At 63.6% G+C, this 23,531-nt stretch carries 24 protein-coding genes; 3 read left to right on the forward strand and 21 right to left on the reverse strand.

What is annotated here, in order from left to right; genetic code table 11:
- Positions 1-52 precede the first annotated feature (52 nt).
- The 12 genes from acpS to rpoE all read right to left on the reverse strand — a co-directional run bounded on the left by acpS (position 53) and on the right by rpoE (position 11,265).
- Positions 53-430 carry a holo-ACP synthase gene (gene acpS, locus HUS66_RS03265; protein WP_175069538.1) on the reverse strand — a complete coding sequence of 126 codons (378 nt, stop codon included), beginning with the start codon at positions 428-430 and terminating at the stop codon, positions 53-55.
- An 11-nt stretch (positions 431-441) separates the two neighbouring features.
- Positions 442-1,245 carry a pyridoxine 5'-phosphate synthase gene (pdxJ, locus tag HUS66_RS03270; RefSeq protein WP_175069539.1) on the reverse strand — a complete coding sequence of 268 codons (804 nt, stop codon included), beginning with the start codon at positions 1,243-1,245 and terminating at the stop codon, positions 442-444.
- A gap of 144 nt (positions 1,246-1,389) precedes the next feature.
- On the reverse strand, positions 1,390-2,097 hold the full coding sequence (recO, locus tag HUS66_RS03275) for a DNA repair protein RecO (RefSeq protein ID WP_175069540.1): 708 nt from the start codon (positions 2,095-2,097) through the stop codon (positions 1,390-1,392).
- Between the two features lie 8 nt (positions 2,098-2,105).
- The gene (gene era, locus HUS66_RS03280; RefSeq protein ID WP_175069541.1) at positions 2,106-3,008 is read right to left on the reverse strand and encodes a GTPase Era; all 903 of its coding nucleotides are present in this window, start codon (positions 3,006-3,008) and stop codon (positions 2,106-2,108) included.
- Complete coding sequence (rnc, locus tag HUS66_RS03285) at positions 3,005-3,694, reverse strand: ribonuclease III (RefSeq protein ID WP_175069542.1); 690 nt, start codon at positions 3,692-3,694, stop codon at positions 3,005-3,007. The genes era and rnc overlap by 4 nt, the downstream gene beginning before the upstream one ends.
- An 85-nt stretch (positions 3,695-3,779) precedes the next feature.
- Positions 3,780-4,634 (reverse strand): signal peptidase I, encoded by an 855-nt coding sequence (gene lepB, locus HUS66_RS03290; protein ID WP_175069543.1) that lies wholly within the window; start codon positions 4,632-4,634, stop codon positions 3,780-3,782.
- Positions 4,635-4,647: 13 nt separating this feature from the next.
- Entirely contained in the window at positions 4,648-6,465 is a 1,818-nt protein-coding gene (gene lepA, locus HUS66_RS03295) for a translation elongation factor 4 (RefSeq protein ID WP_175069544.1), read from the reverse strand.
- Between the two features lie 185 nt (positions 6,466-6,650).
- Positions 6,651-8,072 (reverse strand): DegQ family serine endoprotease, encoded by a 1,422-nt coding sequence (locus HUS66_RS03300; RefSeq protein ID WP_175069545.1) that lies wholly within the window; start codon positions 8,070-8,072, stop codon positions 6,651-6,653.
- Between the two features lie 140 nt (positions 8,073-8,212).
- Positions 8,213-8,677 carry a SoxR reducing system RseC family protein gene (locus tag HUS66_RS03305; protein WP_175069546.1) on the reverse strand — a complete coding sequence of 155 codons (465 nt, stop codon included), beginning with the start codon at positions 8,675-8,677 and terminating at the stop codon, positions 8,213-8,215.
- On the reverse strand, positions 8,674-9,660 hold the full coding sequence (locus tag HUS66_RS03310) for a MucB/RseB C-terminal domain-containing protein (protein WP_254628671.1): 987 nt from the start codon (positions 9,658-9,660) through the stop codon (positions 8,674-8,676). The genes HUS66_RS03305 and HUS66_RS03310 overlap by 4 nt, the downstream gene beginning before the upstream one ends.
- A 95-nt stretch (positions 9,661-9,755) precedes the next feature.
- Positions 9,756-10,442 (reverse strand): sigma-E factor negative regulatory protein, encoded by a 687-nt coding sequence (locus HUS66_RS03315; RefSeq protein ID WP_175069547.1) that lies wholly within the window; start codon positions 10,440-10,442, stop codon positions 9,756-9,758.
- Positions 10,443-10,659: 217 nt separating this feature from the next.
- Complete coding sequence (gene rpoE, locus HUS66_RS03320) at positions 10,660-11,265, reverse strand: RNA polymerase sigma factor RpoE (protein ID WP_175069548.1); 606 nt, start codon at positions 11,263-11,265, stop codon at positions 10,660-10,662.
- 340 nt (positions 11,266-11,605) lie between these two features.
- Between rpoE and HUS66_RS03325 the strand changes: the two genes are divergently transcribed.
- Complete coding sequence (locus HUS66_RS03325) at positions 11,606-12,679, forward strand: 3-deoxy-7-phosphoheptulonate synthase (RefSeq protein WP_175069549.1); 1,074 nt, start codon at positions 11,606-11,608, stop codon at positions 12,677-12,679.
- A 159-nt stretch (positions 12,680-12,838) separates the two neighbouring features.
- On the opposite strand, the gene HUS66_RS03330 is transcribed toward HUS66_RS03325, so the two are convergent.
- From HUS66_RS03330 to rhlB, 3 genes are all read right to left on the reverse strand, one after another.
- Complete coding sequence (locus tag HUS66_RS03330) at positions 12,839-13,285, reverse strand: hypothetical protein (RefSeq protein WP_175069550.1); 447 nt, start codon at positions 13,283-13,285, stop codon at positions 12,839-12,841.
- Between the two features lie 105 nt (positions 13,286-13,390).
- Positions 13,391-15,532, reverse strand: coding sequence for an ATP-dependent DNA helicase DinG (gene dinG / locus HUS66_RS03335; protein ID WP_175069551.1), 2,142 nt, complete (start codon positions 15,530-15,532; stop codon positions 13,391-13,393).
- 29 nt (positions 15,533-15,561) lie between these two features.
- Complete coding sequence (gene rhlB / locus HUS66_RS03340) at positions 15,562-16,836, reverse strand: ATP-dependent RNA helicase RhlB (RefSeq protein ID WP_175069552.1); 1,275 nt, start codon at positions 16,834-16,836, stop codon at positions 15,562-15,564.
- Between the two features lie 301 nt (positions 16,837-17,137).
- Between rhlB and HUS66_RS03345 the strand changes: the two genes are divergently transcribed.
- Complete coding sequence (locus tag HUS66_RS03345) at positions 17,138-17,383, forward strand: hypothetical protein (RefSeq protein ID WP_175069553.1); 246 nt, start codon at positions 17,138-17,140, stop codon at positions 17,381-17,383.
- Entirely contained in the window at positions 17,383-18,198 is an 816-nt protein-coding gene (xthA, locus tag HUS66_RS03350) for an exodeoxyribonuclease III (protein WP_175069554.1), read from the forward strand. Before HUS66_RS03345 ends, xthA begins: the two co-directional genes overlap by 1 nt.
- 70 nt (positions 18,199-18,268) lie before the next feature.
- On the opposite strand, the gene HUS66_RS03355 is transcribed toward xthA, so the two are convergent.
- The 6 genes from HUS66_RS03355 to HUS66_RS03380 are packed head-to-tail and all read right to left on the reverse strand — an operon-like array spanning position 18,269 to position 23,433.
- The gene (locus HUS66_RS03355; RefSeq protein ID WP_254628672.1) at positions 18,269-19,405 is read right to left on the reverse strand and encodes a hypothetical protein; all 1,137 of its coding nucleotides are present in this window, start codon (positions 19,403-19,405) and stop codon (positions 18,269-18,271) included.
- A 5-nt stretch (positions 19,406-19,410) separates the two neighbouring features.
- Positions 19,411-20,184, reverse strand: a complete 774-nt coding sequence (locus HUS66_RS03360; protein ID WP_175069555.1) for an energy transducer TonB — start codon at positions 20,182-20,184, stop codon at positions 19,411-19,413.
- Positions 20,184-20,591 (reverse strand): ExbD/TolR family protein, encoded by a 408-nt coding sequence (locus HUS66_RS03365; RefSeq protein ID WP_175069556.1) that lies wholly within the window; start codon positions 20,589-20,591, stop codon positions 20,184-20,186. Before HUS66_RS03365 ends, HUS66_RS03360 begins: the two co-directional genes overlap by 1 nt.
- The gene (locus HUS66_RS03370) at positions 20,584-21,117 is read right to left on the reverse strand and encodes a MotA/TolQ/ExbB proton channel family protein (protein WP_175069557.1); all 534 of its coding nucleotides are present in this window, start codon (positions 21,115-21,117) and stop codon (positions 20,584-20,586) included. Before HUS66_RS03370 ends, HUS66_RS03365 begins: the two co-directional genes overlap by 8 nt.
- Complete coding sequence (locus HUS66_RS03375) at positions 21,101-22,510, reverse strand: MotA/TolQ/ExbB proton channel family protein (RefSeq protein ID WP_175069558.1); 1,410 nt, start codon at positions 22,508-22,510, stop codon at positions 21,101-21,103. Before HUS66_RS03375 ends, HUS66_RS03370 begins: the two co-directional genes overlap by 17 nt.
- A complete protein-coding gene (locus HUS66_RS03380) occupies positions 22,507-23,433 on the reverse strand; it encodes a DUF3450 domain-containing protein (RefSeq protein ID WP_175069559.1) in 927 nt (308 codons plus the stop codon). The genes HUS66_RS03375 and HUS66_RS03380 overlap by 4 nt, the downstream gene beginning before the upstream one ends.
- Positions 23,434-23,531 lie beyond the last annotated feature (98 nt).

A 23,531-nucleotide genomic window follows, 5' to 3' on the forward strand; every position in this document is an offset into this window, starting at 1 on the left:
CCTCATCTTCTCAAGCCCCATGACCTCGAGATTCAGGAGCGCACAAAGCCCGTTACCCTTCCAGCACCACCAGCGCCAGCGCCAGTTCGGCCTCATCTGAGATCGATAGGTGCATGCCGGTCACGCCCAGCTGCGCAGCGAGTGCCTGGGCCTGGCCCGAGAGTGCTAGCGAAGGCCGGCCCAGGCGGTCGTTGACTACCTGAATCTCGGACCAGCGCATGCCCTGTCGCATGCCGGTCCCCAGGGCCTTGACGAAGGCCTCCTTGGCGGCAAAACGCTTGGCCAGATAGGCGGCGGGCTGGCCATGCTCGGCCAACCGCGTCTGCTCATGAGGGCCAAGTACACGCGCCGCGAAGCGATCACCATGACGGGCCATGGCCGTCTCGAAGCGCGCCACCCTGGCGATATCGGTCCCAATGCCGAGGATCATATCGGCTAGTCCTAAGCGTGGTCGTGGTCGTGGTCGTGGTCGTGGTCGTGGTCATGAGCTTCCATAGCGGCCACCAGGCCAGCTTCCTGGCCGGCGATCGCCAGACGCTTCATGTCGGCCACGGCGTCCTTGAGCCCCACGAACAGCGAGCGGGCAATGATGGCATGGCCGATGTTGAGCTCGGTAAGCCCCGGAATGGCGGCGATCGCCTCGACATTATGGTAATGCAGGCCGTGCCCGGCATTGACCACCAGCCCAAGCTCCAGCGCCATCTCGGCGGCGGCGCTCAGGCGCGCGTACTCGCGCCGAGCCTCGTCACCGGACGCCTCGGCATAGGCCCCGGTATGCAGCTCGACCACGGGAGCCCCCACGTCCTTGGCCGCTTCGATCTGCACGGGTTCCGGGTCGATGAATAGCGACACCTCACAACCGACGGCGGCCAGACGCTTGCAGGCGGCGGCGATGGTCTCGCGCGCACCGGCCACATCGAGCCCACCCTCGGTGGTCAATTCTTCACGCTTTTCCGGTACCAGGCAGATATGCGCCGGACGGATCTCTTCGGCCAGTTCAAGCATCGCCGGCGTCACGGCCATCTCGAGGTTCATGCGCGTATTGAGCACCTCGGCGAGGAGTCTGACGTCGCGCTCTTGGATGTGGCGACGGTCCTCACGCAGGTGCACGGTAATGCCATCGGCCCCTGCCTCCTCGGCGAGCAAAGCCGCCTGAACGGGATCGGGAAACCGGGTGCCGCGGGCCTGGCGCAGGGTGGCAATGTGATCGATATTGACGCCGAGCAGGATACGAGGGGGGAGCATGGCAATCTCTCCAATAAATCGTCAGGGGAAAATCAGCGGATAGGGGCAAGTAAATTGGGGCAAGTAGCGAGTAACGAGTAACGAGTAACGAGTAGCGAGTAGCGAGTAGCGAGTAACGAGCAGCGAGTAAATAGCGGCAAGATATCAGCCGGAACGGCGACGCGCGGCCAGCTGCTGCATCAGCTCACGAGCCCGCAGGGGGCGCTCGCCGAGCAGTGGCGCTAGCGCGGCACGGGCCAGTGAGCGTGCCGGTGCGGCGAGCCCAGGCGCTGCCCAGTCGCCCTGCTCCAGCAGCTTGAGCGTGCGGCCATCAAGACCGCCAGCATCCCCTGGTACCAGGGGACTGAAACGACGGGCGCCAGCCCAGTAGACATAGCGAGTCTGGGGGTCGAGCTCGACGCCGTCGAGATCGCAGAATATGGGCTCGGCGTCCAGAGACTCCAGCAAGGCAAACTCCAGACGCCGCAACGCACCGGCCCGCTCACCGGGCAGCGGCAATTCCTTCAGGGCGGCGCCATAGAAGGCAAAGACCTCGGACACCGGCAGTTCCAGCGGCAGCAGCCGGGTCAAGAGCTCGTTGGCGTAGAAGCCGCACAACAGCCCCTCGCCGGCCAGCATTGGCGCACTGCCGGTGCTCTCCATCAGGCGCAGGCGCTTGAGTTCCCCTCCCCCCACCCAGGTCAGGTGCAGGGGCGTGAAGGGCTGCAGGCGCGACCGAGAGCGGCTGCCCGGTCGCTGTACGCCCTGGGCCACGGCGCGAATGCGGCCATGATCCAGGGTCAGCAGATCGACCAGGGCACTGGTCTCACGATAGGGGCGTTTGTGCAGCAGGAATGCCGGCTGAGGCTGCATAACGGGGCTCAGTCGAGGTCGTAGCCCAGGCTCTTCAAGGCTCGCTCATCGTCGGACCAGCCGCGCTTGACCTTGACCCAGAGGTTGAGCATCACCTTGGCATCGAAGGCGCGCTCCATTTCCAGGCGCGCCTCGCGACCAATCTTCTTGATGCGATCGCCGGCCTCACCGATCAGGATCTTCTTCTGCCCCTGACGCTCGACCATCATCAGCGCACTGATATGCAGGGTACCGCGCTGATCGGCCTTGAATTCCTCGATCTCGACGGTCATCTGGTACGGCAGCTCATCACCCAACTGCCGCATCACCTTCTCGCGTACCAGCTCAGCGGCCAGGAAGCGCGAACTCTTGTCGGTAATCTGGTCATCTGGGAAGTGGTGAATGCCTTCCGGCAGGTGTTTGGCGACCTCGGCCTCGAGCTCGGGCACATTGGTGCCGTGCTTGGCCGAGATCGGCAGGATGGCGGCAAAATCGCGCTTGGCGCCGACCTGGTCGAGCCAGGGCAACAGGCTCGCCTTGTCCTCGAGCCAGTCGACCTTGTTGACGGCGAGAATCACCGGTGCGCTGACATGCTCAAGCTTGTCGAGCACCACCTGGTCTTCCGGCGCCCAGCGGGTGCGGTCGATGATAAAGACCACGCAGTCAATGTCGCGCAGGGCTTGGGTGGCCGCCTGATTCATGAAGCGGTTGATCGCCTTGTTGCGATCCTTCGACATGATGTGCATGCCGGGGGTGTCGACATAGATGAACTGGGTCTCGTCTTCGGTCTTGATGCCCATTACCTGGTGGCGCGTGGTCTGCGGGCGCCGCGAGGTGATGGAGACCTTCTGACCGAGGATGCGATTCATCAGCGTCGACTTGCCGACGTTGGGACGCCCGACGATGGCGACAAAGCCACAGGATTGAGTCATGAGCGACCTCCACGGGGATCAAGGCGAGTCAAGGCAAGCTCGGCGGCCTGCTGTTCGGCATGGCGGCGGCTTGAACCCACCCCAACGGTGTGCTCGCCGATCATTTCGATGTGGCACTCGACAGTGAAGGTCTGGGCATGCGCCTCGCCATCCACGGTGACCACCTCATAGCGCGGCAGCGGTGACTGACGCGACTGCAAGAATTCCTGCAGTCGCGTCTTGGGATCTTTCTGGGTGTCCTGCAGATCCAGCGCTTCCAGGCGGGTCGCAAACCAGGACAGCACGCGGGCCTTGGCCACGTCCATGCCGGCATCCAGATAGATGGCACCGATCACGGCCTCGACGGCATCGGCAAGAATCGAGTCACGACGATGGCCGCCGCTCTTCATCTCGCCGGAACCGAGCCGCAGGCATTCGCCGACGGAAAACTCGCGACCCAGTTCGGCCAGGGTCTGCCCCTTGACCAGGCGGGCACGCAGGCGCGAAAGCTGGCCTTCGCGAGCTTCTGGAAAGCGCCGGAACAGCGCCTCGGCGATCACGAAATTGACGATCGAGTCGCCGAGAAACTCGAGCCGTTCGTTGTTCTGGCCGCCAAAGCTGCGATGGGTCATGGCCAGCTCCAGCAGGCCGGGATCGGCGAACTCATGGCCGACCCGGCGGCTGAAGGTATTCAAGGGGTTGCTCACGAAACTCCTGCTACTCTCTGAAAGGTTGTCATCATCGATGGGCATTGAGATCTCACCGTGCGCGGCCCGATGAGCCGCGTCAGGGTCAGTCGATCACCCGGACCTCGCTGAAGCTCGGCAGTCCGCCGTCCCAGTGCATCCACACCGCGAAGGCCTCGCCAACGATATTTTCTTCCGGCACGAAGCCCCAGTAGCGGCTGTCGTTGGAGTGGTCACGGTTGTCGCCCATCATGAAATAATGCCCCTCGGGGACCCGCAGTTCGCGCATCTGCGGCCCTGGGTCACGGAAATCATTGTAAATGGGGTGTGTGGTATCGCCCAAGCTTTCCTGGAGCAATACCTCTTCGAGCTGATCAGTATCGCTTTCATTGACCAGCTCTTTGGGGACCGCCTCGCCATTGATATAGAGCTGCTTGCCCTCGTAGCGAATGCGATCACCCGGCAGGCCAATCACCCGTTTGATGAAGTTGACCGAAGGGTCCTGGGGAAAACGAAACACCATCACGTCCCCCCGCTCAGGCTCGCCAATATCGATCAGCTTGGTGTTGGTCACCGGCAGACGCAGACCATAGGTGAACTTGTTGACCAGGATGAAATCGCCGATCTCAAGAGTCGGACGCATCGACCCCGAGGGAATCTGGAAGGGCTCGACGACGAAGCTGCGCACCACCAGCACCACCAGCAGCACCGGGAAGAAGGAACGCGCATAGTCGACGAGCCAAGGCTCCTTGGCGCTCTTTTGGGTGGCCTTGCTTGACGCAGCGTATGCCCCACCGCCCTCGTGACTGCCTGATTCGTGACCAGCCCCATCCGCCAGCCCTTGTCCTTCACCGGCAAGCGCCACGCGCTGTTGGCGGCGCTTGGACCACCAGACACTGTCGAGCAACCAGATCAACCCGGTGACCGTGACGGCCACCACCAGCAGAAGCGAAAAATCCATTTGTCAGTGTTTCCTAGTCGTTCACCTTGAGCACGGCGAGGAAGGCATCTTGCGGGATCTCGACCCGACCCACCTGTTTCATGCGTTTTTTACCCGCTTTCTGCTTCTCGAGCAGTTTCTTCTTACGGGATGCGTCGCCGCCATAGCACTTGGCGGTCACGTTCTTGCGCAGTGCCTTGACCGTCGACCGGGCCACGACCTGGCCACCGATCGCCGCCTGAATCGCCACGTCGAACATCTGGCGCGGGATCAGCTCTTTCATCTTCTCCACGAGCAGGCGACCACGGGAATGAGCATGATCACGGTGGATGATAACCGCAAGGGCATCGACTCGGTCGCCATTGATCAGCACGTCCAGGCGCACCAGTTTGGCGGCTTCGAAGCGCTCGAAGTTGTAATCAAGTGACGCATAGCCCTTGGTGATCGACTTCAGGCGGTCGAAGAAGTCCATGACCACCTCGGACATGGGCAGTTCGTAGGTCAGCTGAATCTGACTGCCCAGGAACTGCATGTCGAGCTGGGTACCACGGCGCTGCTCGCATTCGGTAATGACATTGCCGACGAATTCCTGGGGCACCAGGATGCTCGCCCGCACCACTGGCTCACGCATCTCGTCGACGTTGGCCATGTCCGGCAGCTTGGAGGGGTTCGAGACATAGATGATCTCGCCGCTGTCCATCGCCAGCTCATAGACTACCGTAGGCGCCGTGGTCAGCAGGTCGAGATTGTATTCCCGCTCCAGACGCTCTTGAATGATTTCCATGTGCAGGGTGCCGAGGAAGCCAACGCGGAAACCGAAGCCCAGGGCATCAGAGTTCTCCGGCTCGTAGTCCAGGGATGCATCATTGAGTGCCAGCTTCTCGAGCGCATCGCGGAAGTCCTCGTAGTCATCGGCGCTGACCGGGAACATGCCCGCATAGACCTGCGGCTTGACCTTCTGGAAGCCGGGCAGGCGCGGCACGTCCGGCGTCTTGGTATGGGTGATGGTGTCACCCACGGGCGCGCCATGAATATCCTTGATGCCCGCGACCACGAAACCGACCTCACCGGCGCGCAGGATGCCGGTTTCCTTGCGCAGCGGCGTGAAGATACCCACCTCGCCGACCGGCCAATCGCGGCCTGTCGAGGTCATGCGGATCTTGTCGCCCTTCTTCAGCGTGCCGTCGAAGACCCGCACCAGCGAGACTACGCCCAGATAATTGTCGAACCAGGAATCGACGATCAGCGCCTGCAGCGGTGCGTCTCGATCGCCCTTGGGTGCCGGAATGTCGCGCACCAGACGCTCGAGCAGACCTTCCATGCCCATGCCGCTCTTGGCCGACACCTGGCAGGCATCGGTGGCGTCCAGGCCGATGATCTCCTCGATCTCCTTGCTGACCTTGTCCGGGTCGGCCTGGGGCAGGTCCATCTTGTTGAGTACCGGCAGCACCTCGAGCCCTTGCTCCACGGCGGTATAGCAGTTGGCCACGGACTGCGCCTCGACCCCCTGACCCGCGTCGACCACCAGCAATGCGCCCTCACAGGCATAGAGCGAACGGGAGACTTCGTAGGAAAAATCGACGTGCCCGGGCGTATCGATGAAGTTGAGCTGGTAGGTCTTACCGTCTTCAGCCAGGTAATCCAGAGTGACCGACTGCGCCTTGATGGTGATGCCGCGCTCGCGCTCGATATCCATGGAGTCGAGCACCTGCTCTTTGAGCTCGCGATCGGTCAGGCCGCCGCAGATCTGAATGATGCGATCCGAGAGGGTCGACTTGCCATGATCGATGTGGGCGATGATCGAGAAGTTACGAATCAGGCTCAGGTCTTTGCTCGTTGCGTTGTTGCTCATGCACAGTCATCCGGTTCTTGGTACGCATCCCGTCGACCATCGGGCAAGGCCCGATGGGTGGGGCGTCTTGAAAAAGAATGCCGGCATTGTACCGGCAAGGGCTCGACAGGAACAGCGACGCCGCCGGGAAGCTCCTCCCAACGAACGACGGGGCCCGCAGGCCCCGTCGATGGTGTCGAGTGTGGTTAGTCGTCGGCATCGAGCCGCAACGCGACATAAAGGGAACGGCCCTCGCGATAGAGGCGCACCGGCACGGCGCGGTCGGCTTCCAGAGAGTCGATGACCGACATCAGCTGCTTCGGCGAGGAGACGGCCTGATGGTCGACAGAGACCAGTACATCGCCCGGACGAATACCCGCCTGCTGAGCGACACCACCGGATTCGACCGATTCAACACCCACGCCGCCGTCGATCCCCAGGCGCTCGAGGACCTGATCATCAAGCGCAGTGACGGTCAGCCCCAGACGCGTCTGGCTGTTGCTGGACTGGCTCGAGGCCCGGTTGCCACTTGGTGTATCCGGCCAGTCACCGACGGTGACCGTGATCTCACGCTGGCGGCCATCGCGCATCACGTCCAGGTCGACGTCATCGCCCGGACGCACCCGGCCGATCAGTCGCGGCAAGGTGCTGGAGCGATCGACGTCCTGACCGTTGACGCCCACGATCACGTCGCCGGCTTCCAGGCCGTCGCGAGCGGCCGGGCCCTCGGGGTCGAGATCAGCGATCAGGGCTCCGTTCGGGCCCTCCAGGCCGAAAGACTCGGCCAGATCCTGCGAGACCGGCTGGATCACGACGCCCAACCAGCCGCGGCTGACATGGCCTTCACTCTTTAGCTGATCGGCGACATCCATCGCCACGCTGATCGGAATCGCGAACGAGAGGCCCATATAGCCACCGTTACGGGTGAAGATCTGCGAGTTGATGCCCACTACTTCGCCATCGAGATTGAATAGCGGCCCACCGGAGTTGCCCGGGTTGATGGCCACGTCGGTCTGAATGAAAGGCACATAGGCATCGGACGGTAGGGTGCGGTTGATGGCACTGACGATGCCAGCGGTGACCGAATGGTCGAAACCGAAGGGCGAACCGATGGCCGCGACCCACTCACCCACCTCAAGGGTATCGGAATCGCCGATATCCAGCGTCGGCAGGTTCTCGGCATCGACCTTGAGGAGCGCGACGTCGGTCTTGGTATCAGCACCCACCAACTCGGCCTTCAGTTCCCGGCGATCATTGAGACGCACCAGGATCTCATCGGCGTCCTTGACCACATGGGCGTTGGTCATGATGTAGCCGTCTTCGCTGATCACGAAGCCCGACCCCAGCGACTGACGCTCGTGTTCCTGCTTCTGGCCACCACCCGGCATGGGCAGCTGGTCGCCGAAGAAGCGCCGGAATATCTCGGGAATATCCTCACCGCCGGGGCCGTGATAGGAAAACCCACCCGAGGAGACGGTCCGCGTCGTCGAGATATTGACCACCCCGGGGGCAGCCTGGTCGACCAGCTCAGTGAAATCAGGTAACTCCCGAGCCTGAGCCGTGGCACAGGCCAAAGACAGCATTAACAGCAAGGCAAACATCAAAGAATGACGAAGTGTGCGTTCCATAATCACTCCTGCAACAGCATGGAAAGGCAATGCGTGGATCGGCAATGGTGAGTGCCAGCGACCCCACTTCTGCGGAGCCTCGGCCATTCCTTTGAATTACCCCTGATATCATCGTTATATGTTGTTGGCGTGGCCGGTGCTCACGGCGGCGAAGGGTCGAGCAGCACCGGTCGATAGACGGGCGACTGATACCGGCCCCAAAGGGCCAGGCCGAGCACGCCGCAGGCAAGCCCGGCAAGGAACGCCACCGGTACCAGCGGGTGGCCGGGCGCCAGCCAGGCCTCGGCCGCGCCACCGGCCAACAATGACGTCGTCAACGGCAGGCCATAGATGGTCAGGGCCCCTTGCAGGAAACGCCGAGCCGGCAGGCCAATTCGCACCGTCTGGCCTACCGTCAAATCGGCTGAAGTTGCGATGGTGAACTGCCGGGGGCGAGCCTTGCGCCTGGTGGCCAGCAGGCCTGTGCCGCACCCCCGCCGGGAAGCACAGCCCGCACAGCCGCTCTGGGTAAGCACGCTGACACGAATACCTTCCGGCAAGCGTTCATCGACCCGCGCCGTGGCTTCGAGCCAGTGTTCCGCCCTCATGCCAACGCTCAGGCTCATGGCGCTTCCTGTGGGATCAGTGCCTCGCCCGAGGCCTCACCGTTGAGCGCCTGGCTACTGCTCTCGGCGCCGGCAAGCCCCACCTGCTCGACCACCCTGATCAGAACGTCAGGCGGCAACTCCCCCATTGCCACCACCTGCATGGGCTGGCTGCCCAGGACCAGGTGCCGGACTGCCGCGTAGGAGATGCCGAGGCGGTGCAGGCCTGGGGCCAGCGCGGGACGCTCGGGGTCGAGGGGTTCGACGAACATGCTGAGACTGGAGAGACCATCGCTGTAGAGGCGGTGATGCACCGCACCGGCATGACGGGCATCGGCCGTGGCCACCGGCTGAGGGACGAATCCAGACGGTAGCCACCCGGGCTGCCAGGCATCGCTGGGCTGGGGACGCACCCGGTCCATTTTGATCCGACCCTCGAACACCGAGGGGTGTTCGATGTCGGTGATCTGGAAGGTTTCGAGTACCCGCCCTTGGGTATCGAGCAGCATCTGCTTGAGAGGCAGCGCCGTTATCTTGTCGAGCCACAGACGCTGCCCGAAGCGCATGTCATCGAGCGGTTCGATATCCAAACGAACGGCGGCTCGGCCGGCAATTCGTTCCTCGCCGCCAAGGCTAAGACGATAGTGCTCGCCAAGCTTGGCCATGATCGCCTGTGGCGAGGCCGGCGCCTTGGCGTCGCCTGACGCCCAGCTGCCGCGGCCAATGCGGCCCCGGCGCTCGAATATAACGGGGTCACCGTCAAGAAAGCGCGCCACCTCATGTTCGATGCCGTCTCGGATATTATGGGTCAGTGCCAGCGTGCGCACACCGTCGCTGCCGATGCGCACGGCACGCGCCTTGAACTCATAGCAGTGGTTGGCCCAGAGACTGCGCCCGAACCATTCACTGGCCGTGCTGGGGGCTGACTGTGCCACCAATCGTTGGCAGTCATACTCATCGACTGACTCACCGACTGCCTCATCGGCCGCCAGGGCCGATGTCATTGGCCAAGTCATTGCCAGCAAGGCCGCAAACGTCAACACGGGGGAAAGCGGCCGCCGGCGACCGATATCTCGGTTCATGACAGGGAGTACCAGCATCAACGCAGGCCCAGTGACTCTTGGCCTGAAGCCCTCAGCAGCGGCATCCAGGCATCGCCGCTACGATATGCCGCGCCTTCCGCATGGCGGTCGAGGTAGGACTGCAGCAAGCGAGCCTGCTGCTGATCGCCGCGCTGCGACTGACGAACACTGGGTGCCATCATCATCGGCGATTCGACGGTGGCACCGACATTCCTCAAACCGCGGTCGGCCGCGGACGACTGAAACAGCGGCAGGTCGACCAAGGACGGTCGCTGTACCTGATTAGAGACGTCACCGCCCCCGCTCGGCGTGCTGACTAGGCCCGGCTGGCCCGGCTGGGTGCGCTCGTCGGAAGAGTTATAAAACTGTACGCCGGTAATCACCATCAACGAGACAGCGGCAGCAGCAGCGGCACTGCCGGCAAAGGAGCCAGCACGGGAAAACAGACTGCGCGACGGCGCAGCTGGTGCATCGATTTGCGGTGACGGCTCATCGGCGAGCCTCGCCATGATGCCTGCCGACAGATCGGTGGTCACATCGATGTCCCGGTCACGCTGCATAAGACTGCGAGCCAGATGGTAGCGGCGCCATGTCTCGCCGACCTCCGGGGACTCGTCCAGCGTCTTGAGCACCCGAGGAAGTTCGAGATCGTCTGCCTCACTGTCCATCAAGGCAGACAATGACTCCTGTGAATTCTGATTCATCACTTACACCCTCACACTTTAAGGCGTGTCGCCCTTAGATCAGTTGTCGACTCAAGTGGTGACAACGTGCCTTTACGACCTGCCTACCCGGATGAGCAAGACGGCTATCGTCAGACCATCCCTTCTCAGGCATTGCCACCGCGATACATTCGACCCATGCATGTGACGCCACAAGGCGACAACAGTTCAGCCTCAGGGTCAAAAATGCTGGTATCGATTATTCGTGCACCATGTCCTGCGTCCTGGCGGTCACCACCAGCGGCTGGATATGGCGATCGACGGCCTCACGCGCACGAAAGATACGCGAGCGCACCGTGCCGACCGGGCAGTCCATGATGTGGGCGATGTCTTCGTAGGACAGACCATCGAATTCGCGCAGAGTAATCGCCGTACGCAGGTCCTCTGGCAGATCCTCGATCGCCTCGAAGACCGCCGCTTCCAATTGATCTCGTGCGATGGACGCTTCCGGTGACTCGATATCGGACAGCCGACCGCTCTGATCGACGATCTCGGCATCGACGATGTCCATGTCACTGCCCGGAGGACGGCGCCCACGAGACACCAGATGGTTCTTGGCGGTGTTGATGGCGATGCGATATAGCCAGGTATAGAAGGCGCTATCGGCACGAAACTTGCCCAGCGCCCGGTAGGCCTTGATGAAAGCCTCCTGCGCCACATCCTGGACCTCGGCGTGGTCATGCACGTAACGGCCGATCAGGCCAATGATCTTGTGCTGATACTTCTTTACCAGCAGGTCGAAGGCCCTCGTGTCTCCCCGCTGAGCTCGTTCAACGAGCTGCTGATCGGTTTCCCGGGTATCCATTCAGCCCCCCCTGGTGTAGGCAGGGCGTACAATCGACGCTCCAAAAGGCAGCCCCACGGGGAGGCACCGTCCGAGGGCCGAACTCTCGGTGAACGCTGGAAGCAAACAAGCAGTCATAACGTCTATGTGGAAACCTGGTGGCATTCGATGATGATTATCCGTCAGTGTTCCTGTTTATTGGCATTCCATCAAGCACACAGCATGCCAGCGGTAACGAACCGCTGGGACAGCAGTCACTGGTAACGAGTTCCCTGTCGCCGTTGATTTTCACTAGGCCCACGGGCGATAGTAGACGTCTATTCATCATTTTCACGCGTGTATCCACGTCACAGGTAGCGGCATGTCACAACAGCAGGTCAACAACCTCAACGTCCTGGCCCAGGATGTCCTGATTACTCCCGAGACGCTCAAGCAGGAAGTCCCCCTGACCGACGCCGCAGAACGCACGGTCATCGAGGGCCGCGAGACCATCCAGCGCATTCTGGATGGCAGCGATCCACGACTGCTGGTCGTCGTCGGCCCCTGCTCCATTCACGACGTGGATGCGGCGCTCGATTACGCCCGGCGTCTACGTCGCTTGGCCGATGAGGTCAAGGACAGCCTGTACATCGTGATGCGGGTCTATTTCGAGAAGCCGCGCACTACCGTCGGCTGGAAGGGCCTGATCAATGACCCGCACCTCAACGGCTCCTTCGAGATCGAGGAAGGCCTGCACATTGCGCGCCGGCTGCTGGTAGATCTCGCCGAGATGGGCCTGCCACTGGCCACCGAGGCGCTCGACCCGATTTCCCCGCAGTATCTTCAGGACTGCATCAGCTGGTCGGCGATTGGCGCCCGCACCACCGAGTCCCAGACCCACCGCGAGATGGCCTCCGGCCTGTCCTGCCCGGTCGGCTTCAAGAACGGCACCGACGGCAGCCTCGACGTGGCGGTCAATGCCCTGCAATCGGTGGCGCACCCGCACAACTTCCTCGGCATCGACCAGGCCGGCCAGGTCGCGATCATTCGCACCCGCGGCAACGCCTATGGTCATGTCGTGCTGCGCGGCGGCAACGGCAAGCCCAACTACGACAGCGTCAGTGTGGCGCTTGCCGAGAAAGAGCTGGAAAAGGAAGGCATCAAGCCGAACATTATGATCGACTGTTCGCATGCCAACTCCAACAAGGACCCGGCACTGCAGTCGCTGGTCATGGAAAACGTCACCAACCAGATTCTCGAGGGCAACCGTTCGATCATTGGCCTGATGGTCGAGTCCCATATCGGCTGGGGCAACCAAAAGATCAAGGGTGACAAAGCAGACCTGACCTACGGCGTCTCGATTACCGATGCCTGCATCGACTGGGACACGACCGTTGCCACCTTCACCGCCATGAACGAAAAACTGACCCCGGTGCTGTCCAAGCGTCGAGACTAGCACCGCTAGAGGCTCACGCAGCCTTTGCCGTCATCGGCTGCAATAGAAAACGCCCGCGATCATCGCGGGCGTTTGGCGTATTATAACGGCATTTTCGCTACTGTCCGCCTGGGGATGATGAAGGCCATTTGAGGCTCTAGCGACTCGCCTCGCCTGTCTTCAGGCCAACTGAAGGCCAGCGCGCTCAAGCTTGTACTGGGCGAAAAAGCGGCTGTCCTGCTCGGATGCATCGGGACAGACGAAGTAGGCGATATCATCGCGCACGGGCGCTGGCCTCCGGTGCTGGCCGTCTTCCCAGTACAGCACCGCATGCTTCACCAACTCTTCCAGGTAATTGTGATCCCATTGATAGTGACAATAGCCGTGATGATCGGAGAGATAGGGGCTGTACTCACTGGCCGTCGTGGTAACGTCACCGTTCTTGTACTCGGCAAACGCCTTGGCATCCTGCTCCGCGGTATCCGGGTCCACGAAGTAGGCCACATCGCGCCTTGGCGGCAACGCCTGGGGTAAACCAAACTTTTCGCCTACCGCAGAACATTCGACCACGATCCAGGAGACGAAGTGGGCACCGATCTTGTGGTCCCATTTCAGTGCAATATACATAGCCATTTTCCCTTTTGACGACATGCCGTGGGGCCCAGAGCCCCGCCAAGCGAGCTTTTCCAAACTCAGCTTCCAGACTCAGTAAGCATCACGCGACGAGATGCCTCAAGCATCCTGCAGCACGCCATCGATTTCGCGGGTAAAGGGCGGCAGGCCATCGAGCAGCGCCTGACCATAGCGGCGTGTCAAAACTCGCCGGTCGAGCAGCGTAATGCGCCCACGATCGTCTTCCTTGCGAATCAGTCGGCCACAGGCCTGCACCAGCTTTATCGAGGCATCCGGCACGGTGATGCGCATGAAAGGATTGCCGCCACGGCTCTCGATCCACTCGGCAAGCGTCGCCCCCACCGGGTCGTCAGGGACCGCGAAGGGCAGACGAGTGATCACCACATGGGTCAGATACTTGCCGGGCAAGTCGATGCCCTCGGCGAAGCTTGCCAAGCCGAAGATGATACTGCCCTCCCCGGCGTCGATTCGCGTGCGATGGCGCTCGATCAGCTCGCGTTTGGGCAGCCGGTCCTGGGCCAGCACGCGCTCGCGATAGGAGCGCGGCAATGCCTTCTCCACGGCGCGCAACTGGGCCCGCGACGAGAACAGCATCAGCACGGCTTCGTGGTCTTCTAGTCCCTGAACGAAGTCGACGATGGCGCGCTCGTGACCCTCACGATCGCCGGGGTCGACCGCTTCGCGAGGAACACTCAGCACCGCCCGGGAATAGTCAAAGGGACTGGGCAGGCGCTGATAGCGGTAGCGGTTGGCGAGCCCTGCACGCTCCTGCAGACGTTCGAAACGTCCCAGGGCCGTAAGGGTCGCCGAGGTGACCACCGCACCGTGACAGCTGCCCCAGAGGGTCCGCGCCAGGGTGTTGGCAGCCGAGACCGGGCTTGCTGCGAAGATCAGTTCCGGCTCGCCGCCGACCTGCTCGAAGCTCAGCCAGCGGGCCCGCGGTGGCTCCTGGGTGTCATCGACCTCGCTGAAGGCCAGCCACAGGGCGTGGGCCTCCAGAGCGCGGCCATGCAGCAGGGCGATCAGCGGCAGCCAGGGCTCGGCCTGCTCACGAGGCAGCCCGGTGGACTTCTCCGGGTCAAGGCTCTCGCGCAGGATATCGGCCATGGTTTCGAGATTGCGAGACAGCTCGGCGAAGACCGTCACCAGAGCACCGGCCTGCTCGCGCAGTGCCTCGGGGGCGCGGCCCATGTCAAAACGCAGCTGACGGGTCTCTTCGCCGGCACCATTGGGCAGTTCGGCGAGCTGGTGACCCAGCGCAAAGACCTCACCCAGACGTGGCTCGAGAGCGGCGATCGCCTCGGGGAAGCCCCCCAGCAGGCGCGCCAGGGTCGGCTGAACGCCGAGCGCCGTATTAAGCTCGGTCAACGATTTCTTGAGGGTGCGCAGCCAGCGCAGCGCGCCGTTGACGGCGAAACGATGGGTGAAGTGGCCAATCGCCTTGTCGGGCAGATGATGCCCTTCGTCGAAAACGTAGATGCAATCGGAGGGACTTGGCAGCACCGCGCCCCCGCCCAGCGCTAGGTCGGCGAGCACCAGGTCGTGATTGGCGACGATGATGTCGGCGCTGTCCAGGTAGCGTCGGGCGCGAAAGAAGGCGCAGGCGCTGAAGTGGTCGCAGCGGCGGTTGGTGCACTGACGATGATCGGTGGTCAGACGCCGCCATTGCGGGTCAGCGATGGCCACCGGCCAGCTGTCGCGGTCCCCTTCCCAGCGGCCGTTGCCGTAAGCATCGGCCAACTCCTTGACCAGCGCATGAAAGTCGTCGCCATCGCGGGACTCCATCGCCTGCTCGAACAGCGACAGGGTCGGGTTATCCTCGACGCCATCCAGTGCCTGTTCGAGCTTGGCCACACAGATATAGCGACCGCGCCCCTTGGCCAGGGCATAGTCGAAGTCGAGCCCGCTGTGCTTCTTGAGGGCCGGCAAGTCTTGGTGCAGCACCTGTTCCTGTAGCGCCACGGTGGCGGTGGAAACCACCAGCCGCTTGCCACGTGCCTTGGCCACAGGCAGCGCCGCCAGCAGATAGGCCAAGGTCTTGCCGGTACCGGTACCGGCCTCGAGCACGCAGACGTGCTCGTCGGAGGTCCGCTTGCCGGCATCATCGGCTTCGATCCCCGCCAGAGTACGGGCGATCTCGGCGATCATCAGCCGCTGACCGTAGCGCGGCGTCAGCTCGAGGCCCTCGAGAACCCGCCGATAGGCGGTCTGGATGTCGCCCTTGAGCGCCTCGTCCAGCATCGTCGATATCGTCCTTACGGCCTTCGCCGTTACAGCGTGCCTTCCGGCGGGTGCTCGCAGGGCAGTTTGTCGTTGATGTAGCGCTCGATCTCGGGCAGCGAGAAGGCGTCTTCCTCACCCACGAAACTGATCGACACGCCCTTGGCGCCGGCGCGGCCGGTTCGGCCGATGCGATGCACGTAGTCTTCCGGATCTTCCGGCAGGGTATAGTTGATCACGTGGCTGACGTCCTCGATGTGAATGCCGCGACCGGCCACATCTGTCGCCACCAGCACCCGCACGTCGCCTTCGCGGAAGCGCTCGAGAGTCTCGATGCGCTTGGTCTGCGGCACGTCACCGGAGAGCATCGCCACATTGACGCCGGCTTCACGCAATAGGTCGTCGATCTTGCGGACCAGATCACGACGGTTGCAGAACACCATCACCCGCTCGAGGCTGTCGTCTTTCAACAGGTTGATCAGCAGGCGTGACTTGTCCTCATCGCCGACCAGGTAAACGTGCTGGTCGATGTCGGCCGCATTGTCGACGGTGACCTCGATCTCCACATGTGCCGGGTCCAGCGTCCACTGGCTCGCCAGATTGAGAATATCCGGGGTGAAGGTCGCCGAGAACAGGAAGGTCTGACGCTCTTCCTTCTTCGGGGTGTGGCGGATGATGCGCTTGACGTCGGGAATGAAGCCCATCGACAGCATGCGATCCGCCTCGTCGAGCACCAGCACCTCGACCTGGGTGAGGTCAACATCACGCTTCTCATGGAAGTCGAGCAGCCGGCCAGGAGTCGCCACCAGCACATCGACCTTCTTGCCCAACTGGTCGCGCTGCTGCTGATAGTCCATACCACCGACGACGCTGGCGACATTCAGCTTGGTAAACCGCGCCAAAGCCTTGGCATCCTTTTCGATCTGCAGCGCCAGCTCACGGGTCGGCGCGATGATCAGGGCGCGCGGCGCGCCGGGCTTTTGCCCATCGGGCGCCTCTTCTTCGAGGAAGTAGGCCATCATCGAGATCAAGAAGGCGGCGGTCTTACCGGTGCCGGTCTGAGCCTTGCCAACCACGTCACCACCCAGCAAGGTCTGGGCCAGCGCCTCGGCCTGGATAGGCGTGCAATACTCGAAGCCCAGCGCATGGATGGCGCGCATCAGCGGCAGGGGCAGGTCGAAGTCGTGGAAACGCCACTTGCCCGCGACGGCAGGCACCTGGAACTGGCGAATGTCCCAGTTGGACTGTGACTTGCGCGGTTTGCGGCGCCGACGCTTCGGCTTGCGGGTCTGCGCCGGGGCGGGATTCTGTTCCGACTCGCTCATAGGCTGTGCTTAGGTCCCAATAACAGTGGATGTGATGCACTGACGCCAGGGTCAGGCCAGTTCCGGGTGAGGTATTGTACCAGCCCTTGACCGTCTCGGCTTGTCCAGGTGACATCTTGGCCAAGCAGGATACCCCTATGGTCGATGCTCGATAAGGCCGAGCTCGCCTGCGCGACAGGCGATGAAGCGCCAGGGTCGTTAACGCTGAACTGCTGACCATAGCCGACGACGCCCGGTGATTGCTGTTGATAGCGCCCGGTGATTGCTAGAATGGCTGTCGCTCAGGAAAGGACACGATGTCATGACACGCAGAAAGAAGACTCGCTCGCTGGCCGACAAGGTCACGATCCGCACCGGCCGGCGCAAGGATTACAAGCAGTGGCGCCACGACCACCCCGATGAGGTTGCTCCGTCGCGCCGCTTCACCGCCAAGAAGCAGGATCAGCGCAAGCAGCAGGCCGCCCGCAAGCTAGAGCGCATGCAGCGGGCGCAGTCGATCGAGATTCATCCAGACAAAAACTCCCGACCCGACGACGAGGGCAAATAATGCGGCTGGTGTCGTTCAACATCAATGGGGTGCGGGCACGCCCTCACCAGCTCGAAGCCCTGGTGGCTGCTCACGCGCCGGACGTTATCGGGCTGCAGGAAACCAAGGTCCAGGACAGCGAGTTTCCCCGTGCCGCCCTGGAGGCACTGGGTTACCACGTCTATTTCCATGGCCAGAAAGGTCACTATGGCGTGGCCCTGATGTGCCGCCAGGAGCCCGAGGCAGTCCACTACGGTTTTCCCGACGATGACGACGATGCCCAGCGGCGCATGATCGGCGTACGACTGCGGCTGGCCGATGGGGAAAGCCTTACCGTGTGGAACGGCTACTTCCCTCAGGGCGAGAACGTCGAACACCCCACCAAGTTTCCCTACAAGGAGCGCTTCTACGCGCAGCTCTCGCGGCTGCTCGAGGAAGACTGCCAGCCAGACGAGCGCATCGCCATCATGGGCGACTTCAATATCTCGCCGGAAGACCGAGATATCGGCATCGGCGAATCCAACCGCAAGCGTTGGCTGCGCGAAGGCAAGACCAGCTTCCAACCCATCGAGCGGGCCTGGCTGGGCCGGGTCAAGGACTGGGGCCTGACCGACAGCTATCGCCTGGTACACCCGACTCGCGACGATCACTTCAGCTGGTTCGACTACCGCTCCAAGGGCTTCGATCGCGACCCCAAGCGCGGCCTGCGCATCGACCACATCCTGGTCAGCCGCCCGCTAATCGACAAGGTCACCGATGCCGGCATCGACTATGAGCTGCGCGGCATGGAAAAACCATCGGACCACGCCCCGGTGTGGACCGAACTGGCACTCTAGCGCTCACGGCGCGTCGCCTAGACGCGCCCTGGGCCGCCTGTAACGCGTTTCTGCCTGCGCCCACGACATGTTACTGCGTTGCCAGCGGGTGCTGATCGAGATAGCTCAGCCAGGCGCTGGCCTGCTCGCTGCCCAAGGACTGTGCCCGTGATAGCGCCTCGCGAGCAGGTGCATCCCTGCCCCACTCCGCCGCCAGTTGTCCGACATACAGCCAGTCCTCGGCCTCGCCGCTGCGTTCGGCGACACGGCGCCAGGCCGCAAGCGCCGGGCCACGAGCCCGCGCCTGCTGATAAGCCGTCGCCAGCAGGCGCCGACGCGCCAGACTGTCGCTAAGTCGGCCGCCCTCAAGCGAGGCCTTCAACAGCTCAGCGGCCCGCGCCGGGGTGCCGGCCGCCAGATGCAGCCGAACGCGACGTTCGAGTGCGGCCTCGCCGCCGAGCACCCCCTGGCGCCAGCCGGCTTCCCAGAGCGCGGCGGCCTGAGCGTGCTGCCCCAGCCGCTGCGCGAGACCGGCGGCCCGCCGCCATGTATCAGGATTCTCCGGGGCGCGGGCCAACAGCCGCTGGAGCATGTCCAGTGCCTGGTCATCCTCGCCGGCCTGCTGAAAGATGCTGGCGGCCAGCATCAGGTGTGCATCGGTCGGCGAGTCATCGCGCGCCAAACCGGCAGAGACCGCCCTCTTCCCTTTATCCCAGCGTTCGAGCCGCGCCTGCGCGCCGGCGAGTTGCCAGTAATCGGCGGCGTCGCCCCGATGCTCATCCAGCCAGTCTGACAGCAGGTCTGCGCCCCTCGCCTGCTGGCCGCCGCCCAGGCGCAGGCTCGCTTCCCGACGCTGCCAGCGTGCCCGCATGGCCGCATCGATGCCGCGCACCGCTCGCGCCTGGGCGATGTGTTCGGCGGCTTCGAGATAGGCTTGGCGGTGAACGGCGGCCTCGGAGGCCAACTGCAGGTAGAGCGCCCGCGCCCAACGGTCGGCGGCGTTGCCGCCCGCCAGGCGCTCGGCCTGGGACAGCGCACGATCCTCCAGCGCCGCGACCTCGCTGGAGCCGTCGGCCGCTGCGAGGTCCTGCTCGATGGACTCAAGGTCCCGCAGGATGCCGCCAGGCAACGCCGGCGCAGCCAGGCAGGGAGCCGCGACCCAGATGGTCGTGAACAGTAGTGCTGCCAACACGCGCCGCATGGTAGAAGCAGACGTTGTCACGGGCATGGGCATCACCTCAGCTGGAATTCCAGGCGTTGACGGACCCGCCGCGACGAGCCGGCCGCAGGAAATTCCCAGCCGGCGATGGCCCGAGCAGCGGCGCGGTCGAAGACCCGAGCGGGGTCGGCCTCGACCACCTTGATCGAATCCCGTTCGACCTCGCCATCCGGGCGGATCGTGAAGGCCACCACCACATGCCCCTCCAGGCCACGGCGCCGTGCCCGCGATGGATACTCAGGCGGCACGCGGCGCGTCGGTCGCGGTGCGGCGCTGACCGCTTGCTGGCCGGCCGCCTGGGCCTCTTCACTGCTTGCGCCATCCCCGGAGGTCGATGCGGTATTGGCCTCCTCGGCGGCCTTGGCGGCATCTTCCGACGGCGCGGTCGACTCGACAGGCTCGGGAACAGGCTCAGGTGTAGGATCCGGTGTCGGCTCTGGCGTCGGCGCCGGTTCGGGGGGCTGCTCTTCCAAAGGTGGAAGGGTCATCTCAGCAGGCACCGAGGTTTCAGGCATCGCTGGCAACTCGGGCTCAGGGAGCTCGATCGCGCTTTGCACCTGAGGAGCCGGCGCAGGGGCCGGAGGCGGCGGTGCTGCCGCTGGAGCCGGAGGGGCTGGACGCGGTGCGGCGTTGGCTGACTGCTGGCTCGGCGCCTCGACCATGGCCATCGACACGGACGGCACATCCAGCGTTGGCGTATCTTCCGGCGGCGCCACCAGCAGTGCCAGCAGGACGAAAAGCGCACCTACCAGCATGACACCCCCCATAAAGGCGACGAGGTGTCGCATCAGGAGGCCTCTCGACTGGCCGCTACTGCCATATCCTCGACGCCAGCCTCGCGCAGGCTATCCATGACCTCGATCAATAGGCCGGTGGTAGCATCACGATCTGCCTGGATCACTACCGCCCCCTCATCGGCCACAAGGTCTGATACGGTATCGCCCAGGCGATGCAGGTCCACCGGCTGACCGTCGACCCAAACCGCACCCTCGTTGGTAATGGCCACCATGACCTGAGCATCCGGTCGCGGGGTGGCGGCGCTGGATTCGGGGCGCTGAATCTCGACCCCGCTCTCCTTGATGAAGGACGTGGTGACGATGAAGAAGATCAGCATGATGAAGACCACGTCGAGCATGGGGGTCAGGTTGACCTCTCCCTCGCTACCGTGATCCCCCTCCAGGCGACGCCTACGCATGTGAGTCCTCCGTGGCGCGAGCCATCCGATCGTGGAGTTTCTGGTCTTCGCGACGAATGATGTGTTCCAGGCGGGTAGTGAACAACAGCCCGACTACCGCCACCGCCATACCGACCAGGGTCGGCAGGGTGGCACGAGCGACGCCATCGGACATCGCTCGCGCCTGATTGACTTCGCTGAGCGAGAGGCTATCGAAGACACTTATCATGCCGGTGACCGTGCCCAACAGCCCCAGCAGCGGGCAGACCGCCACCAGCCACTTGAGCCAGGGCAAGGGTCGGCGCAGCCGTGCGATCAGCTCGCGTGTCCAGGCCTCGCGCAGGGTAAGGGCGCTCCAACTGACATGATCGTCTCGCGCCACCCAGCGCCGAATCAGCGCCCGCCGTGCCCGCCGGTAGGTCAGGCGGAAATACCACCAGCGCTCCAACGCCAGGCTGAACAGAACCACGGCCACCAGGGCAATCGCCACCAGCACCGGCCCGCCGGCCCGAAACAACCAGTTCAGCGGCTCAAGCCAGGTTGGCATGGGGCGCGGATCCTTGCTTGTTGACATCAACCGGAGTCGCAGTGGCCGGCTCGAGGCGCTCAGCCAGGGCGGCACTGGCACGACCTTCGATCACCCCCACCAGCGAACGACTGCGGCTGGCGAGCGCCGTATGCGCAAACAGCAACGGCACCGCAGTGATCAGGCCCAGCACCGTAGTCACCAGCGCTTGGCTGATACCGCCGGCCATCATCTGCGGGTCCCCGGTGCCGAAGACCGTGATCGCCTGAAAGGTTCCGATCATGCCGGTCACCGTCCCCAGCAGACCAAGCAACGGGGCCACCGCCGCCAGCAGCTTGACCAGCGGCTGCCCGCGTTCGAGCCGCGGCTGCTCGGCAAGCAGTGCCTCATCGAGCCGGGCCTCGAGGGCCTCAGGGGCATGATCACGGGACAGCGAGGCCAGTCGCCGAATCACTCGACCCAGCGGGTTGTCATCGCGGGGACGACCGAGGTCCGTGAGCTGACGACGCACGGCCAGACTGATCCCTACCAAGTAAGCATATTGAAGGATCGCCGCCAGCAACCCCAGCGCCCCTAGGGTCACGACCACGTAGCCAACCACGCCGCCCTGCTGGAAACGTTCGAGCAAGCTCGGCTGCTGGGCGAGCACTTCCATTACCTGCCCCTGGGACGGGTCCATCACCACATGGTCGCCACGGCCGGCCTGGAAGTTCTTGAGGGTATCTTCAGCGGCCCCAGGGGTGTGAGCGCTCGCCGACAGCTGCCCCTCGGGGCCAGGGCGATGCAGCAGTTGACCGTCGCTGAAGGCCAGCATGTCACCGACACGAATCACCTCCTGAGGCCGGCGTTCACCGCTCGCATCGGCCACAGGTGCGGTAAAGCGCAGGGCCTGGCCGCTCGCCACGGTGAGCGACATCAGGCTGTCGGCCAGGGCCTCGAGATGCTCGAGACGTGGCAGGGCATCCTTGCCCAATCGCGGTGGCAAGCGGGTGTCGCCCAAGATCAGGAAGCTGTCGGCGAGGTCATCTCGCAGCGCGCCGGTCTGGCTCGACAGGGTGCCCGCAATGGCATCCAGCTCGTCCCCCGCCTGACGGCGTCGCTCGGCCAGCGCCTCGCGCCGGGCATCGAGCTCCGCCTGGCGAGCGTCAAGACGTTCGCGACGCGCCCGGGCCTCTTCCAGTTGCGATGTGACCTCGGCCAAGCGTGCCGACAGAGCCTCGCTATCTTCGACCAGCGCTGACAGGCGCGCCCGGTCACGCGCTTCGGCGGCTTCGCGCTCAGCCTTGAGCGTCTGAATGGGCGATGCCGAGCTCCCCTCCTGCGCCTGATCCTGGGCCAGAACAGACTGGACGAGCGCGGCTTGCATCAGGCCGAGAGAGACGGCAGCAACGGCAATGCGCAGCAATCGTTTCATGCGTCACCCTCCTGCTCTGAACGCTGATTCAAGACCGCCGAGGTCGCAGACGCACGCGGGGCGTCACTGACAGCCTGGGAGATCGGCAGCGTGAGCAGTTCTGGGGCACGCTGATCGCGGGCAATCCGTAGCCCCTTGTCGAGCTCGGCCCGCTCGGCACCATCGAGAGGCTGCCACTCGCCTGCCGCCGCCTTCCACACGCCGCCCTCATGGCCATCTGGTGTCAGATAATAGAGCCCGGCACGACCGATACGCAGGAAATCGACTTCGCGTGGCAGTGATTCTCCTGCTCCCGCCTGGGCAGGCTCGGTCGAGGCGTCATTCGCCTTGGCCTGCACCGAGTCGACGTCCACAAGTCCCCGCCAGGCATCTAGCTGGCGCCCGTAATCTAGCTCGCGCCGCCAGGCAGCCAGCACACGCTCAAGCGCCTCGGAGTGGCTCACCTCACCGTCGGCCAGCAGGCCCTCGAGGCTGTCCACCCGAGCCAGTCGCTCTTTCTTCAGAAACGGCAGGTCCGCCTCGACCCACTGGCGCAAGCGCTCGACCAGATCGCGTAGCATGCCCGGCAACGCCTCGCGGGTATCGCCAAGAGCATCCAGAGCCGCTTCCCGTTCACCCAATGTGGCGGCTTGCTGGTCGAGGCGCGGCGCCAGCTCGCGGTTATAAGCGGTTAACTGACGCAGTTCCGCCTGCCGCTCGCGCAGTACCTCAATATCGGCGCGAGTGGCGTCGTCGGCAGCATCGATGCGAGCTTGCAGCGCAGCCTGGGCTTCCTCGGCCGCCAGGGCCTCTTTACTTAGGCTGTCTGCACTCATGGCCTCATCTTGCGGGCCCTCATCGGCAGAAACCTGCGCGACCGGCACTGCCAGGACAAGCGACAGGGCCAGCCCTGCCTGCCATCGATTCAGGATGTGTCGCACCATGTTCTCCTGCAAAGGGGTCGCAACAAGTGGATGACACGCTACCTCAAACAGTAACAATTATCAATAACAGCCATAGCCATAACGCTTCCACTCAGCGC

This window comes from Onishia taeanensis (genome assembly GCF_013349955.1).
Lineage (GTDB): Bacteria > Pseudomonadota > Gammaproteobacteria > Pseudomonadales > Halomonadaceae > Onishia > Onishia taeanensis_B.

Excerpts from the sequence above, each read along its gene's own strand:
- acpS (WP_175069538.1), bottom strand. The coding sequence starts at position 430 with ATGATCCTCGGCATTGGGACCGATATCGCCAGGGTGGCGCGCTTCGAG.
- pdxJ (WP_175069539.1), bottom strand. The coding sequence starts at position 1,245 with ATGCTCCCCCCTCGTATCCTGCTCGGCGTCAATATCGATCACATTGCC.
- recO (WP_175069540.1), bottom strand. The coding sequence starts at position 2,097 with ATGCAGCCTCAGCCGGCATTCCTGCTGCACAAACGCCCCTATCGTGAG.
- era (WP_175069541.1), bottom strand. The coding sequence starts at position 3,008 with ATGACTCAATCCTGTGGCTTTGTCGCCATCGTCGGGCGTCCCAACGTC.
- lepB (WP_175069543.1), bottom strand. The coding sequence starts at position 4,634 with ATGGATTTTTCGCTTCTGCTGGTGGTGGCCGTCACGGTCACCGGGTTG.
- lepA (WP_175069544.1), bottom strand. The coding sequence starts at position 6,465 with ATGAGCAACAACGCAACGAGCAAAGACCTGAGCCTGATTCGTAACTTC.
- HUS66_RS03300 (WP_175069545.1), bottom strand. The coding sequence starts at position 8,072 with ATGGAACGCACACTTCGTCATTCTTTGATGTTTGCCTTGCTGTTAATG.
- HUS66_RS03305 (WP_175069546.1), bottom strand. The coding sequence starts at position 8,677 with ATGAGCCTGAGCGTTGGCATGAGGGCGGAACACTGGCTCGAAGCCACG.
- HUS66_RS03310 (WP_254628671.1), bottom strand. The coding sequence starts at position 9,660 with ATGACATCGGCCCTGGCGGCCGATGAGGCAGTCGGTGAGTCAGTCGAT.
- HUS66_RS03315 (WP_175069547.1), bottom strand. The coding sequence starts at position 10,442 with ATGAATCAGAATTCACAGGAGTCATTGTCTGCCTTGATGGACAGTGAG.
- rpoE (WP_175069548.1), bottom strand. The coding sequence starts at position 11,265 with ATGGATACCCGGGAAACCGATCAGCAGCTCGTTGAACGAGCTCAGCGG.
- HUS66_RS03325 (WP_175069549.1), top strand. The coding sequence starts at position 11,606 with ATGTCACAACAGCAGGTCAACAACCTCAACGTCCTGGCCCAGGATGTC.
- HUS66_RS03330 (WP_175069550.1), bottom strand. The coding sequence starts at position 13,285 with ATGTATATTGCACTGAAATGGGACCACAAGATCGGTGCCCACTTCGTC.
- dinG (WP_175069551.1), bottom strand. The coding sequence starts at position 15,532 with ATGCTGGACGAGGCGCTCAAGGGCGACATCCAGACCGCCTATCGGCGG.
- rhlB (WP_175069552.1), bottom strand. The coding sequence starts at position 16,836 with ATGAGCGAGTCGGAACAGAATCCCGCCCCGGCGCAGACCCGCAAGCCG.
- HUS66_RS03345 (WP_175069553.1), top strand. The coding sequence starts at position 17,138 with ATGACACGCAGAAAGAAGACTCGCTCGCTGGCCGACAAGGTCACGATC.
- xthA (WP_175069554.1), top strand. The coding sequence starts at position 17,383 with ATGCGGCTGGTGTCGTTCAACATCAATGGGGTGCGGGCACGCCCTCAC.
- HUS66_RS03355 (WP_254628672.1), bottom strand. The coding sequence starts at position 19,405 with ATGCCCGTGACAACGTCTGCTTCTACCATGCGGCGCGTGTTGGCAGCA.
- HUS66_RS03360 (WP_175069555.1), bottom strand. The coding sequence starts at position 20,184 with ATGCGACACCTCGTCGCCTTTATGGGGGGTGTCATGCTGGTAGGTGCG.
- HUS66_RS03365 (WP_175069556.1), bottom strand. The coding sequence starts at position 20,591 with ATGCGTAGGCGTCGCCTGGAGGGGGATCACGGTAGCGAGGGAGAGGTC.
- HUS66_RS03370 (WP_175069557.1), bottom strand. The coding sequence starts at position 21,117 with ATGCCAACCTGGCTTGAGCCGCTGAACTGGTTGTTTCGGGCCGGCGGG.
- HUS66_RS03375 (WP_175069558.1), bottom strand. The coding sequence starts at position 22,510 with ATGAAACGATTGCTGCGCATTGCCGTTGCTGCCGTCTCTCTCGGCCTG.
- HUS66_RS03380 (WP_175069559.1), bottom strand. The coding sequence starts at position 23,433 with ATGGTGCGACACATCCTGAATCGATGGCAGGCAGGGCTGGCCCTGTCG.